Annotated in this window: 13 protein-coding genes; 9 read left to right on the forward strand and 4 right to left on the reverse strand. The window is 48.3% G+C overall.

The features are described 5' to 3' along the window. Positions 1-3 precede the first annotated feature (3 nt). A complete protein-coding gene (locus BSHG_RS23130) occupies positions 4-747 on the forward strand; it encodes an adenosylcobinamide-GDP ribazoletransferase (protein WP_005793621.1) in 744 nt (247 codons plus the stop codon). Between the two features lie 2 nt (positions 748-749). Next, a complete protein-coding gene (gene cobC / locus BSHG_RS06205; protein ID WP_005793614.1) occupies positions 750-1,295 on the forward strand; it encodes an alpha-ribazole phosphatase in 546 nt (181 codons plus the stop codon). On the opposite strand, the gene cbiB is transcribed toward cobC, so the two are convergent. Genes cbiB through BSHG_RS06190 form a run of 3 tightly spaced genes read right to left on the reverse strand, consistent with a single transcriptional unit; the run spans position 1,273 to position 4,758 of the window. Continuing rightward, on the reverse strand, positions 1,273-2,229 hold the full coding sequence (cbiB, locus tag BSHG_RS06200) for an adenosylcobinamide-phosphate synthase CbiB (protein WP_005803605.1): 957 nt from the start codon (positions 2,227-2,229) through the stop codon (positions 1,273-1,275). The two genes, cobC and cbiB, sit on opposite strands and share 23 nt — an antisense overlap. A 35-nt stretch (positions 2,230-2,264) precedes the next feature. Then, entirely contained in the window at positions 2,265-3,278 is a 1,014-nt protein-coding gene (cobD, locus tag BSHG_RS06195) for a threonine-phosphate decarboxylase CobD (RefSeq protein ID WP_005803607.1), read from the reverse strand. Beyond that, entirely contained in the window at positions 3,271-4,758 is a 1,488-nt protein-coding gene (locus tag BSHG_RS06190; protein ID WP_008660359.1) for a cobyric acid synthase, read from the reverse strand. The genes cobD and BSHG_RS06190 overlap by 8 nt, the downstream gene beginning before the upstream one ends. Before the next feature lie 618 nt (positions 4,759-5,376). On the opposite strand from BSHG_RS06190, the gene BSHG_RS06185 reads away from it, so the two are divergent. From BSHG_RS06185 to BSHG_RS0220580, 7 genes are all read left to right on the forward strand, one after another. Next, positions 5,377-6,021 carry a hypothetical protein gene (locus BSHG_RS06185; protein ID WP_008660360.1) on the forward strand — a complete coding sequence of 215 codons (645 nt, stop codon included), beginning with the start codon at positions 5,377-5,379 and terminating at the stop codon, positions 6,019-6,021. A 741-nt stretch (positions 6,022-6,762) separates the two neighbouring features. Next, positions 6,763-7,110 (forward strand): hypothetical protein, encoded by a 348-nt coding sequence (locus BSHG_RS06180; RefSeq protein WP_005793606.1) that lies wholly within the window; start codon positions 6,763-6,765, stop codon positions 7,108-7,110. Further along, complete coding sequence (locus BSHG_RS06175) at positions 7,107-7,430, forward strand: type II toxin-antitoxin system RelE/ParE family toxin (protein ID WP_005793605.1); 324 nt, start codon at positions 7,107-7,109, stop codon at positions 7,428-7,430. Before BSHG_RS06180 ends, BSHG_RS06175 begins: the two co-directional genes overlap by 4 nt. A gap of 127 nt (positions 7,431-7,557) precedes the next feature. After that, positions 7,558-9,006 carry a TolC family protein gene (locus BSHG_RS06170; RefSeq protein WP_371325557.1) on the forward strand — a complete coding sequence of 483 codons (1,449 nt, stop codon included), beginning with the start codon at positions 7,558-7,560 and terminating at the stop codon, positions 9,004-9,006. A gap of 30 nt (positions 9,007-9,036) precedes the next feature. Next, positions 9,037-10,035, forward strand: coding sequence for an HlyD family secretion protein (locus tag BSHG_RS06165; RefSeq protein WP_005777960.1), 999 nt, complete (start codon positions 9,037-9,039; stop codon positions 10,033-10,035). A 143-nt stretch (positions 10,036-10,178) separates the two neighbouring features. Then, on the forward strand, positions 10,179-11,351 hold the full coding sequence (locus BSHG_RS0220575) for an ABC transporter permease (RefSeq protein WP_005803619.1): 1,173 nt from the start codon (positions 10,179-10,181) through the stop codon (positions 11,349-11,351). Then, positions 11,335-12,525, forward strand: coding sequence for an ABC transporter permease (locus tag BSHG_RS0220580; protein WP_032497425.1), 1,191 nt, complete (start codon positions 11,335-11,337; stop codon positions 12,523-12,525). Before BSHG_RS0220575 ends, BSHG_RS0220580 begins: the two co-directional genes overlap by 17 nt. On the opposite strand, the gene BSHG_RS06160 is transcribed toward BSHG_RS0220580, so the two are convergent. Next, positions 12,488-14,926, reverse strand: a complete 2,439-nt coding sequence (locus BSHG_RS06160) for an ATP-binding protein (RefSeq protein ID WP_008660361.1) — start codon at positions 14,924-14,926, stop codon at positions 12,488-12,490. The two genes, BSHG_RS0220580 and BSHG_RS06160, sit on opposite strands and share 38 nt — an antisense overlap. Between the last annotated feature and the right edge of the window lie 91 nt (positions 14,927-15,017).

The following is a 15,017-nucleotide window of genomic DNA, read 5'->3' on the forward strand; positions in this document are numbered from 1 at the left end:
CCGATGAATATATTAGCAGCATTTATCTTTTTTACCCGCCTCCCCTTCTGGCGTATCCGCGAAGTTCCGGCAGAATGTTTTAAACACGTTGTGCCTTACTGGCCTTTGTCCGGATGGCTCACGGGCGGCATCATGGCAGGAGTACTTTGGTTGAGCGCACAGATCCTCCCCTTCTCCGTTGCCGTATTGTTGGCACTTGCCGCCCGGTTATTGATCACCGGTGCCCTACACGAAGACGGGTTGGCAGATTTCTTCGATGGATTCGGAGGAGGTACGAACCGGGAGCGGATTCTCTCCATCATGAAAGATTCGCATATCGGCAGCTACGGTGTCATCGGGTTGATTTTCTACTTCCTTCTTCTATGGAGTCTTTTGATGTCGCTCCCCCTCTCCTTCGCATGTATTACATTGATTGCAGGCGACACGATAAGCAAGCTGACCTCATCACAAATCATCAACTTCCTGCCTTACGCACGGAAAGAAGAAGAAAGCAAGGCCAAAGTAGTATATAACAGAATGTCAGGCGGAGAATGTGCTTTCGGTCTGTTATGCGGTATACTTCCTTCAGCACTCCTGCTACCGTACCGATACTGGATGGCTATCGTATTTCCGCTGGTCATGCTGTATCTGCTTTGCACACTGATGAAACGGAAATTGCAAGGTTATACCGGCGACTGTTGCGGGGCACTGTTTCTTCTAAGCGAACTGTCTTTCTACCTGGGAATAGTTATACTAATGTTTATATAGTCATGGAAGTCATATTAATCCGCCATACCTCTGTCGATGTTCCTAAAGGAGTCTGTTATGGCCAGACTGATGTACCTTTGCGAGATAGTTTTGAAGAAGAAGCCTCAATTACGGCTCAACAACTACAGAACGATGTATTTGATGCCGTATTCACAAGCCCGCTGAGTCGTTGCACCCGCCTGGCAGACCACTGCGGTTATCCGGATGCCATTCGTGATGCCCGGCTGAAAGAGCTGAACTTCGGTGAATGGGAGATGCAGGAGTTTGATAAAATATGTGATCCGCGACTGGAGGAGTGGTATAACGACTACTTCCATGTAGCTGCTACAGGCGGAGAGTCTTTTATGATGCAGCTTCAACGGGTATCGGAGTTCCTGAATGAAGTGAGTGGAAAAGAGTATAAACGCATAGCCGTCTTTGCACATGGAGGGGTGCTGATTTGTGCACAAATCTATGCAGGGATACTGAGAATGGAAGACGCTTTTAACGCACTGACACCTTACGGCGGAGTGGTCCGGCTGCAACTTAACTCAAAGACAGAAGAATAGTCAGCCACACCAACACAACCATCAGTACCTCTGCCTGCCGATTGACACAGACGGCTTTCTTCATATCCTCGGTTGTCAATGCCCGTTCATTGTTGCCTATAAAAGGCTTCCACACCTCTTCGCCGAAATAATAGTGGGGCCCGCCGAAACGGCAATTCAGAATACCGGCCAAAGCTGCTTCGGGATAACCGGAGTTTGGGCTGGCGTGCCGGCTGCCATATTTACCCACGAACCTGAGCAAAGAAAACCGTCCGCTGACGAGGATCATCAACAAAGCCGTCAGGCGGGCAGGAATATAATTGGCAACATCATCGATCCGGGCAGCTATACAGCCGAATTGACGGTAACGCTCGTTGCGGTAACCGATCATAGAGTCAAGTGTATTCACCATCTTGTACGCCATCATGCCGGGCACTCCCAACACTGCATACCAAAAAAGTGGTGCAATTACCCCATCACTCAGATTTTCGGCTAAAGTCTCCAAAGCTGCGGTACGCACCTCTTGTGCAGATAGTGCAGAGGTATCCCGTCCCACAATGCGGGCCACTTGTTTACGCCCCTCGTCCAATGAACGGTCTACGGCTTCGAAGACCATCCGGACCTCACGTATCAGGGTTGTACCTGCCAGGCAACAAAAGATCAGCAGTGTTTGTATCAGCGCTGTCAGTATGATGGAATACTCTCCGATCACTTTAAAAAAGAGGAAGGTAAAAAAGTAGACTCCCGCAATCAATGCTACCGACATCATTCCCCCTTTCCAAACGCGGGCCCTCCCCGCATTCAGACACTTCTCTCCCCAAGCTATCAGTTTACCGAATCCTACCACAGGGTGTGGCAACCAGGACGGATCGCCTTGCCAGCGATCGAACAACCAGGCTAACGGTAACGGAAACAACCTGCAAAAATACACAAGGCTAATATACCAAAAGAACATTCCATCCATACTTTCTCTATCCTATCAGTCAGTCATTACTCCGCCATCCACTTCGCAATCGCTCCCACCAGTTCGTCATTCTCTTCCGGTGTCTGGGTGGCAATGCGGAAGAAACGTTCGTCCAGCCCTTCGAAGTTGGAAGCATCCCGAATCAGAATCCCTTCTTCACGGGCCAGATATTCCTTTAAAGCAGCAGCTTTTCCGAAACGCAGGCACACCAGCATAAAGTGAGTATCGGTAGGCCAGACCTCTAACCCGCCTATCGCCTCGAGCGAACTTTTCAGGCGGGCACATTCCGCCAGATAATCTTTCATGGAGAGACCGGCCGGGATGCCTTCGGAAAGCAGGTAGAGTCCTGCTTCGATGGCAAGCTGATTGACCGACCAGGGCATCCGGTTCGTACGCAGACGCCCTATCAGTCCGGGATGCGCAGTGACATACCCCAACCGAAGTCCCGGAATGGCATAGCGTTTGGTCATCGAATGTAGAAGGATCACATTGGGAAATCCGGCAGCTTCCTGCGCCGTAAAAAGCTCTTTCAGCGTGAAATACTCGTATGACTGATCGATCACGAAACAGACCCGGGGATGCTTTGCGATCAGTTCCGTCAGATACTTCTTATCACGCACCTCTCCGGTCGGGTTGTTCGGATTGCAAAGCCAGACCATACGCACGTCCTCCGGCACTGCATCGAGTGTGTACAGTGATGTGACCTTGTGCCCATGCATGCGGCAGGCATCGGCATACTCACTAAACGTAGGCATCAGAATGGCCGTGTTCGTTCCCCGAAAGGTCTGCGCTATCAGATAAATGGCTTCCGTAGCACCATTCGTCACGCAAACCGAAGCGGCAGGCAGAGCGTGGCGGTCCGCCAGACGGGCCTCCAGCGTATAAGGTTCCGGTTCGGGATAAGCGGATATGGCAGAGATGCGCCCGCACAAATGTGCACGCAGTCCGTCGAGGTTCACCTTATTATATACGTTGGAACTGAAATTGCTCCGTATCGGGTAGCGGTATTTATAAGAATCGTCTCCGTGTCCTTCAATCATTGTCTGTCAATATTTGATAGATAAGCGGCAAGTCGACGTGCTTACGGACATGGGCTGCCAGTTTATCGTATTGTTCTTCTTTAAATGCTTTGTAATCAAAAGCCGTCTCTTTCAGTTTATCGGCGAAAGGCTCCAGCAGGTAATCGATAACTGAAGGATTGTCGAGAATGCCATGTATGTATGTTCCCATGCAGGTGCGGTCTACAAAATACCCATCCTCCCTTCCATCCGCCAGATGGTTGAGTGGAGAAACAGGAACATCCGCAAGGGGCGTGGTCGTTCCCATGTGTATTTCGTATCCTTCGCAGACAGCGCTGTCTTCAAGAAAACGAAACCGTACCTGGCGGGTAACCTTCTCTCCCTGCATGCGGGTGCTGACAGGCAGTAACCCCAATCCCGGCAAGCGTTCTATCTCGCCTTCCACATGATCGGGATCGCAAACCTCCCTACCCATCAGTTGGTAACCTCCACAAATGCCCATTACTGTGGCACCTTCGCGGTGGGCACGGACGATGGCCTGCGCCACTCCGTTGCGGCGCAACTCATACAGATCGGACAAAGTGCTTTTCGAACCGGGCAACAGGATGATATCCGCTTTCATCAACTCGTCCGTATTGTTGGTGTAGAACAGGTGTACACGCGGATCGCGCTCCAAGACATTGAAGTCGGTGAAATTGCTTAAATGACGAAGCAACACGACAGCCACATTCACTTTGCCTTGTCCGGCACGGATATTCTTGGTCTGAAGCATCACCGAGTCTTCTTCCTCAATATAGATATCTTTATAGTAGGGCACCACCCCAACCACCGGAACACCACAAAGATCTTCCAGCATCTTTACCCCCGACTCGAAAAGGCGGATATCTCCACGGAATTTATTAATCAATATCCCCTTGATATGCTTCCGCTCTTCCGGCCGAAGCAGCATCACCGAACCGTAAACACTGGCAAACACTCCTCCACGGTCTATATCCGCCACGAGAATCACATCTGCCCCGGCATGCATAGCCATAGGCAGGTTCACCAGATCGCTGTCACGAAGATTGATCTCGGAGATACTCCCCGCTCCCTCCATCACTACCGGATTATATCGGACAGCCAAACGGTCGAATGCGGCATGAACCTCTTTTCGCAATTCCTCCCGCCCTTCACGGCGGAAATATTCGTAAGCATTCCGGTTACCAATGGGGCGTCCGTTGAGCACCACCTGTGAAGTATGATCGGACGATGGTTTCAGAAGCAACGGGTTCATATCCGTATGGCAAGGCACACCTGCGGCCTCGGCCTGCACGGCTTGCGCCCTTCCTATTTCAAGTCCTTCGGGAGTGGCATAAGAGTTCAATGCCATGTTTTGTGCTTTGAATGGTGCCGGATGATAACCGTCTTGCAGAAATATACGGCAGAAAGCTGCGGCAATGATGCTTTTGCCTACATCGCTACCGGTTCCGGCCAGCATCAAAGGGTGTAAGTTCTTATTCATATCGTGTTCGTCACGTTAATGGGTGACAAACTTAGTGAAAATATTCGGGGAGAGCAAGTGGGCGTATCAAAAACTCACCACAGAGAGCACAGAGTAACACAGAGAGGGGGTATGTCGAAACTCGTATTCACAACAGATTTATACAGATAAGTATCATTAGTTATCAACAGATTAAGTCAGTTCCATGGAACTCTGTGTTACTCTGTGGTGGATAATGACACATCTCCAATCCATGCAGTGTGCCTCCATGTGGAAGTTATAACAGTCTCAACTTTCTTGTCACATTCTTTGCTATTCCCACAAAATTCTTTATCTTTGTCATTTGAAAGCCGAAGAGAAATGCGGCATATTGAAACGTTTTGTGCGGAAAGAAAAGTACCAAATTTAATTAATGCATAAAAACAAGAACTTCAATAAATCAGTTTCATACGTGCGACGTAGGGTCGGGCGTGTGAACATATTTATGAAGTTCTAGGTATTGGTACTACCTCTTTCCGCGTAAATATGAACTCAGCGCCCGACTTCTTATATATATAAGGTATACATAAGGATGTGGACGTTCATAAAATCAGAAAGGTATGAACAGACCAATCAAAGAAGTAACAAGGAGGGGCAGGCATGGCTAACTGGATAACCCTCAAACAACTGTCGGAGAAACGCGGTATTGCCGAATCCGACCTCCGCACATGGGCAAACTTGGGATATATCGCTTCATCGAGGATAGAGAACGTCCTAATGATTGATGACGAAAGCCTGACCCAATATCTTGATGTTCACCAGACCAAAGATTTAGGTGAGAACTATCTGGAAAAGATTATCAAAGAAAAGGAACTGGAACGTGAAGTACTCCTCTCACAATGTGACGACGAACTATTTCTATTGAAAACCCAGAAACTACACCAACCGCTTTTTCATATCCTCATTCAGGAACTCGGCCAGTTGATTACAGACGATCATGAACGGGAAATATTCCTTTCCGTCTCCGGTGGCGAACCCATCGCACGGGTGGCGAAACGTAACAAAATGACGTATGCACGAGTGGCGACTTGCTATAGTTCCATCCTCCGGACTCTAGGTGAACATAAGGGACGAATCGCCACATTTCGCAGTCGGACGATGGAACTGATGTTCGATAAATGCAATACGGTCACACCCGTAAATACTCCCCTATCAAACCTTGTCGGCGCGCATGCCTATAATGTTTTATCATTGTCCGCAAAGACGGAAACATCGAGCTGTCACCAGAGATCGCTGCACTGGTAATATAAAAAAGATAGAACCGAGTATCCCGAAGGGAATTGAAACAGATACAAAATACCCTCTTATCAAAATGATAATCCAAACGCTTCAGATTCGCTTTTTCCCGTACAAAGTACCAAGGATGGGCTAAAATCGCCGTATTTTCGCATCAAGAAAATACCGTTAGAGACCAATACATCAATTACGAGAACAAAAGGATACCTACTTTGCATTATCGTTTAACAACAGAAACAAAAACCAATAAAATATCACATTTTTATCAATCATCAACCTATCACTCTACGAGAGTAACCAGAGAAATAGGATCACTGTTTTCACTCCCAAATAAGAACAATATATGTAATGGAAGAAAACATATAGAGATATTGGGCAAAACTCTTATTCATTTTTGAAAAACACAACCGTCTTTCGGAGTAAATGCTTACTTCTTTTGGTCGAAATATCGGCTCTTCGAAGTGAAAACACAGACTCTTCCCCTTCCCAAGCCCGGTTTTCCGGGCAAAGAAGCAGAAAGTTCCGGGACATTCTCCCCTATATGGGTAAGAAAACAAAAAGGGATAGTTAGCAGAAAATGCCATTACCTGTCTTTTTGATCCAGAAAACATTTTATAAGGTACCAATTTGACAAACGAATATGTTATAATGAACTTCACCACAGATTACGCTGATTTACACAGATAAATATCATTCGCTATCAATTAATTTATTATCTTTGTATTTGTACTAAAAGAAACAAGATGTATTATGAAAGAGCCTGAAAAATACAAGCAACCAGAAGAGGAAACCACCCGACTGTCCGAGCCGACAGTAGCTTACAATAGTATGGCTTATCTCGAATTAGAAGCAGAAAAAGCAGAACTGATCCGGACTATTGCCAACATAGACAGTAAAGAAATCATCGATAAAGTGAAACAGAAACTTCACGATGTACTCGGTTTGAAAGAAAAAACTGTTGTTAAAAAAACAGTCCCTTGCCAACTCACAGAAGATGAAATTAAAGAAGAAATAGAACAAGCAATAGATGAAATACAACAAGGACAAACAATCAGTAGCCAAGAAATGCACACTACTTTTAAACACTATCTATTATGATGAAGATAGCATGGACAATTCGAGCACAAAAAAGAGTTATTGAAATTCTAGAATACAGCCAACAAGAGTTTGGCAACAAAGCAGCCGATCGCCTGGCAAGAACCATTGAGCAAAAAACGTTGCAATTAATCAATAACCCATTCCGAGGACCTGTAGAACTGATACTTGCCAAAGAAAAACAGATTAGCTGCCGATATTTACTCGTAAATCCTTATAAAATTATATATTATGTAGACGAAAAGGAAGAAACCATATTCATCGTAACTTTGTTTCATACACACCAACATCCTTCTAAGTTGAACAGAGAAGTCGGATTATAAAGACGGCATTCCTTTTATCTTCTGAACAAACCTCCCCCCTCGTCTGTTACAAGGACTCATAAACCTAAACCGTAACAGACGTATGGAAAAAAAGAAAATACCCGTCGCACTGATGATAGCGGCAGGAATGCTCTTATACAATAACACCGTCGCGGCGCAGAGCCTCCCTCCCACGCAGGAAACTTCGCAACATCAGCTTAGCTTTAACGAGGCGCTGCAACTGCTGCACAAAGGCAACCAAAGCCTGAAGATAGCCGACAAAGGCATCGACATAGCCCGTGCCGAACGTGGGAAGCTGAATGCTTTCTGGATGCCCAGCCTGCAATCGACCGGAGCATTTGTACACCTTTCGGAGAAGATAGAAGTGAAGCAACCACTTTCTCAATTCACCGATCCGGCCAAAGACTTCGTACATTCCATCTTGCCGGACGATAAAATCATATCGTCCATACTCGATCAAATCGGGACGAACACCCTCATCTTTCCGTTGGCACCGCGCAACCTGACCACTGTCGACCTGACCGCCGAATGGGTATTGTTCGCCGGAGGCAAACGTATTCATGCCACTAAGATAGGCAATACGATGATAGACCTTGCCCGTGAGAACCGGGCACAGACCGATGCCACCCAACGAACACTGCTTGCCGAAAGCTACTACGGATTGCGCCTGGCACAAGAAATTGTCGGTGTCCGCCTGGAATCGTACAAAGCACTGAAGTTGCATTACGAGAACGCATTGAAACTGGAGTCCACCGGTATGATAGATAAAGCGGCACGCCTCTTTGCCCAAGTCAACATGGACGAAGCACTGCGTGAACTGGAAGCCGCCCGCAAGGAAGAGGCAGTGGTGCAACGCACCCTCAAGACCTTGCTGAATCTGGAGACGAGCGGAGACATCTCACCTTCCTCTCCCTTGTTTATCAACGATACTCTTCCTCCGAAGATGGAGTTTATGCAGGTAGTGGGCATCAGCAACTATCTGCTCAACCAACTGAGTCTTCAAGAACACATGGCCAAGCAGCAGGTCCGCATCGACCAGAGTGGCTATCTGCCCAATATCGCCCTTTTCGGCAAACAAACTCTTTATTCACATGGCATACAGAGCAACCTGTTGCCCCGCACCATGATCGGGGTAGGCTTCACCTGGAACCTTTTCGACGGACTGGAACGGGAGAAGCGAATCCGGCAATCACGCCTGACACAACAAACCCTTGCACTAGGACAGGAGAAAGCGCGTGACGACCTGTCCGTCGGGGTAGACAAACTATACACCGGCCTGCAAAAGGCACTCGACAACGTGCGGGCGCTGAACACCACCATCGAACTGAGTGAAGAACTGGTACGGATGCGGAAAAAAGCCTTCGCCGAAGGAATGGCCACTTCGACAGAGGTAGTAGACGCAGAAACCTTACTTTCGAAAACAAAAGTAGCCAGACTGGCGGCCTACTACGAATATGACGTGACGCTGATGAATCTGCTGGCACTGTGCGGAATACCGGAACAGTTCGGAAGCATGAAGGACGTCACCTCTCTTCCCATTACGGAGAACAGAAGAAATGAAATAGAAATCGAATGAACGGAGTAACCAATAAAACAATAATAAGAGATGGAGAATTCAGAATCTAAAAAAGGCAGAACCTTAAGTATCGCATTCATCGTTGTACTTGTGGCAGTAGCACTCTTCACCGTCATCGGAATGATTGCCATGCGCCACCAGCCTCTCGTCTTGCAAGGGCAGGCCGAAGCTACCGAGATTCGCATCAGCGGCAAACTGCCGGGACGCATCGACACCTTCCTGGTTGAAGAAGGCCAGTGGGTGAAACAAGGAGATACGCTGGTAGTCATCAACAGTCCGACTGTAGAGGCCAAGTATCGCCAGGTGGACGCATTGAAACAAGTAGCCGTAGAACAGAACAAGAAGATTGACGCCGGAACCCGCAAGCAGATCATAGCTACGGCGCAGCAATTATGGAACAAAACTCAAAGCGACCTGACATTGGCACGGACAACGTACAACCGTATTCTCACTTTATATAAGGACAGTGTAGTCACTTCTCAACGTAAAGATGAAGTGGAAGCCATGTACAAAGCCGCACAAGCGGCCGAACGGGCTGCTTACGAGCAATATCAAATGGCTGTAGACGGAGCACAAAGTGAAGATAAAGCCTCGGCCCGCTCGATGGTCAATGCGGCCAACAGCACGGTTGATGAAGTTTCATCACTCCTGGTGGATGCCCGCCTGATCGCACCGGAAGATGGACAAATAGCAACCATCTTTCCTAAACGGGGCGAACTTGTCGCACCGGGCACTCCGATCATGAACCTGGTGGTGATGGATGATATACACGTGGTACTGAACGTAAGGGAAGACCTGATGCCGGACTTCCGTATGGGAGGTACATTCATTGGGGATGTGCCCGCCCTGGCCCAAAAAGGAATCGGGTTCAAGATATATTATATCAGTCCGCTGGGTAGTTTTGCTACCTGGAAGTCGACCAAGCAAACGGGCAGCTATGATTTACAGACATTCGAAATCCACGCTCGTCCCACCAAGAAAGTGGAGGGGCTGCGTCCGGGAATGTCGGTACTGGTAGAAATCAAATAGAGAAATGAATACGATTCACCACAGAAGACACAGAGACTCACAGAGTTTTAATCTCTTGTTTACAGGATGTTTAAGAGAAAAGATATTCTCAGTGGGACTCTGTGCTACTCTGTGGTAAATCAAAACTCAAAGACAATCTAATTATGCAACACTCCCCTATAACCCGTGTCATACAACGTGAGTGGCAACGGATGACCTCTCGACGCCTCTACTTCGGTGTCTGCCTGGTACTTCCGTTGTTCACGCTCTTTTTCATGGCTACCATATTCGGCAACGGGCAGATGGAAAATATCCCCATCGGCATTGTCGACCGGGACAACACGGCCACTTCGAGAGATATTACCCGGCGGATGTCTGCCGTACCCACCTTCCGGGTAACCCGCCACTTCGTTGACGAAGCCGAGGCACGCAAAGCGGTACAGCAGAAAGAAATATATGGTTATCTCTCGATCCCTCCCCGCTTTGAACAAGATATGATATCGGGGCAGGACGCCACTCTGAACTATTATTATCACTATGCCCTGCTCTCGGTAGGAGGTGAGTTGATGGCCGCCTTCGAAAGCTCGCTCGCACCCGTAGCTCTCTCCCCCATCGTGATGAAAGCTGTGGCGCTGGGAGTGAACGAACAGCAGATAGAAACCTTTCTACTCCCCGTGCAAGCCAACAATCATCCCATTTATAACCCGTCGCTGGATTACTCGGTCTACCTGAGCCAGCCTTTCTTTTTTGTACTCTTTCAGGTGTTGGTACTGCTTATCACGGTATATGCCGTAGGAAGCGAAATAAAGTTCGGTACAGCCGGTCAATGGTTACAGGCGGCGGGCGGCGACATCACGGTTGCCGTTACGGGCAAGCTGTTGCCTTATACGCTTATCTTCAGCCTGATCGGTATATTGGGCAACTTTGTCATGTTTGGCATCCTGCATATACCTTTTCAAGGGAGTTGGCTGCTGCTCAACGTCATGACAGTGCTCTTTATCATTGCCACCCAGGCACTGGCATTGTTCATCTTCTCCCTGTTCCCTGCCGTGGCAATCATCATCAGTATCGTATCCATGGTCGGCTCGCTGGGAGCTACTTTATCCGGTGTCACCTTTCCGGTACTCAACATGTATCCGTTGGTGCGCGACGCCTCTTATCTGTTTCCGGTGCGCCATTACACCGAAATTACACAAACCATGCTCTACTATGGCGGCGGATTTATCCACCTATGGCCTTCGGCAGTGATACTCTGTATCTTCCCGTTATTGGCGTTGGCGATGCTTCCGCACCTCAGACGAGCCATAATCAGTCGTAAATATGAAAACATCCGGTAAACTTTCGCAGATTTCCTTTATCATCGCACGTGAGTTTCGTGCCATCAGCACCAGCTATGCCGTACTGTTGGTACTGATGGGAGGTATCTTTGTTTATGGGTTGCTCTATAACTATATGTATGCTCCCAATATCGTGACCGACGCTCCGGTGGCAGTGGTCGACAACTCGCACAGCAGCCTTAGCCGGCAATACATCCGTTGGCTCGACGCCACGCCGCAAGTAGCCGTATACGCACAAGCCGTGGACTATCGGGAAGCCCGCGAATGGATGAAAGAGGGCAAGGTACAAGGCATTCTGTACATTCCGCATGATTTTGAGACCCGTGTCTTCCAGGGACGCGAGGCTGTATTCTCACTATACGCCACCACAGACGCCTTTCTCTATTTTGAAGCGCTGCAAGAAGCCACTTCACGTGTATACCTTGCCATCAACGATGCCCATCGCATGGACGGTGCCGTATTCCTCCCCCCGCAGGGACTGCTTGCCGTGGCCATGGCCAAGCCCGTAAACGTGGCCGGCACCGCACTCTATAACCACACCGAGGGGTATGGTTCTTATCTGATTCCGGCTGTCATGATGGTCATTATCTTCCAGACCTTATTGATGGTTATCGGTATGCTGACGGGTGACGAGTATCAGCACCGCGCTACAGAACCGTTGCTTCCGGGGGGCAGGACAGCGGATAAAAGCGGACTCTGGGGAGGGGCAATGCGTCTCGTTGCCGGAAAGACTTTTGTGTACTGCGGACTTTATACGGTCTTCTCCATGTTCTTGTTAGGATTATTACCCCACTTCTTCAGCATTCCCAATATCGGAAACGGACTGTACATTACCGCTATGATGGTACCTTATCTGATGGCGACCTCTTTCTTCGGGCTGGCAGCCTCGCGTTACTTCACCGATTCGGAAGCTCCGCTGCTGATGATCGCTTTCTTCTCGGTAGGCTTGATTTTCCTGTCCGGAGTCTCCTACCCGCTGGAACTGATGCCATGGTATTGGCGCATGGCACATTACATCCTCCCGGCCGCACCCGCCACGCTTGCTTTCATCAAGCTAAACTCGATGGGAGCCGATATGGCAGACATACAGCCGGAATACATTACACTGTGGATACAGGTGATCGTCTATTTCGGGCTCAGCGTGTGGGTATACAAGAAAAAGCTGGAAGCGTGAACCAGAAGCGTGAACCCTTCCCCAACTCGGAGATTACGCCAATGTGTCCGCCCATCTTCTCGATAATGCTTTTGCACAGGGGAAGCCCCAACCCGGTACCTTGTACAAAACTGTCCACTTTCATAAAGCGGTCGAAAACAGCTTCCTGATTTTCAATGGAAATACCGATACCTGTATCTTCTACGAACATTTCAAGTTGCTGCCGGGCATCGATCCGATAGCCGACAGTGATGGTGCCTCGATGCGTAAACTTAATCGCATTGCTCATAAAGTTGGTAACCACCTGATTCAGATATCCGCTGTCGGCACTGAACCAGGCATCGAGCGGTGAGTCCTCGTCAATCTGCAGTTCGACTCCTTCGGGCACCTTGTTCCTCATCTTCTGCACCATCATGGCACAGAACTGATAAAGGCAGACAGGTTTCGGCATATACTCAAACGATCCCGCATCGATCTTTGAAAGATCGATGATATCCGAAAACAATTGCAGAAGCAATGTATTGTTTTTCTGTATGGTCCGGCGGAACTCTTCCTGCTCTGCCGGATCGTCAACCGTCATCAGAAGATCGGAGAAGCCTACAATGGCATTCAGCGGCGTACGTATTTCATGACTGATGTTTGCCAGGAAAGCAGACTTCAGCCGATTGGACTCTTCCGCCTTGTCCCGTGCGGCCCGAAGCTCCGCTTCCGTCTCTTTCTGAACTGTTATATCATAGTTCACCTCTACCAGTTCCAACCGTGGATTGGGTGACTGATAGGCAGTCACCATAGAAGACTTGTGTATCCAGTTCCACCGATCCGAACCATCTGCCGGACGAATACGCAGATCACCGTCAAAGAAGCGTTCCGTACCCGCTTTCGCCTTTTCATAAAAATCGAGCACTGACTTACGGTCATCAGGATGCATGTGTGAAAAGATACCGATAATGTCCGCCAAAGGTGTATCATGGCTTTCTCCCAGATTACGATACCACTGGCGGACGGCGAATCCGGTGTGATCCAGCAGATTGATTTTGGCATACCCCACTTTGGAATAATCAGAGATAATAGAGAAGAAGTTCTCAAAGTCGTGCACCTTACTCAGCGCATTGTTGCGCTCCGTATTATCGATATTGACCAACAGGTAGTTTGACAGGTTGTCTTCCGCATCATAAAGCATCAGGCTCCGTATGTCGAGATCCATCACTCCTCTTCGCTCCGACTGAAAAAGCCTGCGTTCTTCATCGAAATCGTATTTCAGATGAAATGTACCGGGACGGCCTGCCCGAAGGCTTTCATGTATATCCCGGGTCATATTGGGACTTTCAAACAGGTTCAGTCCGATGATCCGGCTCTTATCGCCGACACCGAATATCTCGAGGTTCCGGTTATTGCAGTCCAGCAACATACCTTCCTTATTATATAGTTCGAGACCCACCGGAATATTGGTGAATATATCGTGAAACAATTTCTCACTGTGCATCACCCGCTCTTTGATCATGCGCAGCTCCATGCAGATACTAATGATATTTGCCAGCGAAGAGAACCATTGATAATCTTCACTGTTCCACTTCCGGTATCCGTCTACGATGTCGATACCCATATATCCCCATACCCCTTCCTCACGCATCAGAGGTGCCAGCATCATCGAGTTTGTCCCGTTTTCGGCCAGTACTTCGCGATCACGCACGGCAAGCGGAGGCAGTTCGTCGGGTGAGTTCAAAATAACGGGACGATTAGCATGTATCTGCTGATAGAACCAGGGAGCATCTTCCGAACAGATATTCTGTAGTTTCTCTTTCAGGGTGATCACGTTACAGGCCGCCACTTCATAAAGGCAGCTTTGATTTCCGTTTTTCCAGTTGTAGCGCACGATGTAGACCCGGGCACCTTTAAAGAAGTACAGAATGTCAGCCAGCATTTCTTCAAACAATTCGTCACCGGTATCATTACTCAAAAGTTTCAGGAGCGAGTTGGCAATGGAGTTCTGGCAATAGAGCAAATTGTTGATGCGCTGATTCCATGCACATTGATAACCTTGTGTCTCCGGACTCTCTATCCGCTGGCCATATCCGGTGGCAATCAATTGCCCTTCTTCATTCTCCTCCTCCATGCTCAACGCACAATGTATCCAGAATACATTACCGCGACCGGAAGTCACAGGAAAGGTCTGTTCGAACACCCCCTTCCGAGGTATGGAGGTAAACTCATCCGTAATGCGCTTACGATAATCCTGTCGTACGGTAGACATCAACTCGTCAATGTCTAACCATTCACTACTGACTTCCAATGATTTAAGCAGGGTTTCCGAAATAAAACACTTTCCTGTAGTGAAGTTCACTTCCCACCATCCGATCTGTGCCGAAGCACAAATCCTGTTTAGTTTGGCTATGTCGCCCAAAGGATTTTTACTAATTATCATGTTTGCTTTGTTTTGGAAGGGAAACAGTTACTGCCCGAGTGTTTTCACTTCGTTTTTATATCATCCTCCCTGTCCCTCTGCCGGAAAGGAT

It is taken from the genome of Bacteroides sp. 3_2_5 (assembly GCF_000159855.2).
Classification (GTDB): Bacteria; Bacteroidota; Bacteroidia; order Bacteroidales; family Bacteroidaceae; genus Bacteroides; species Bacteroides fragilis.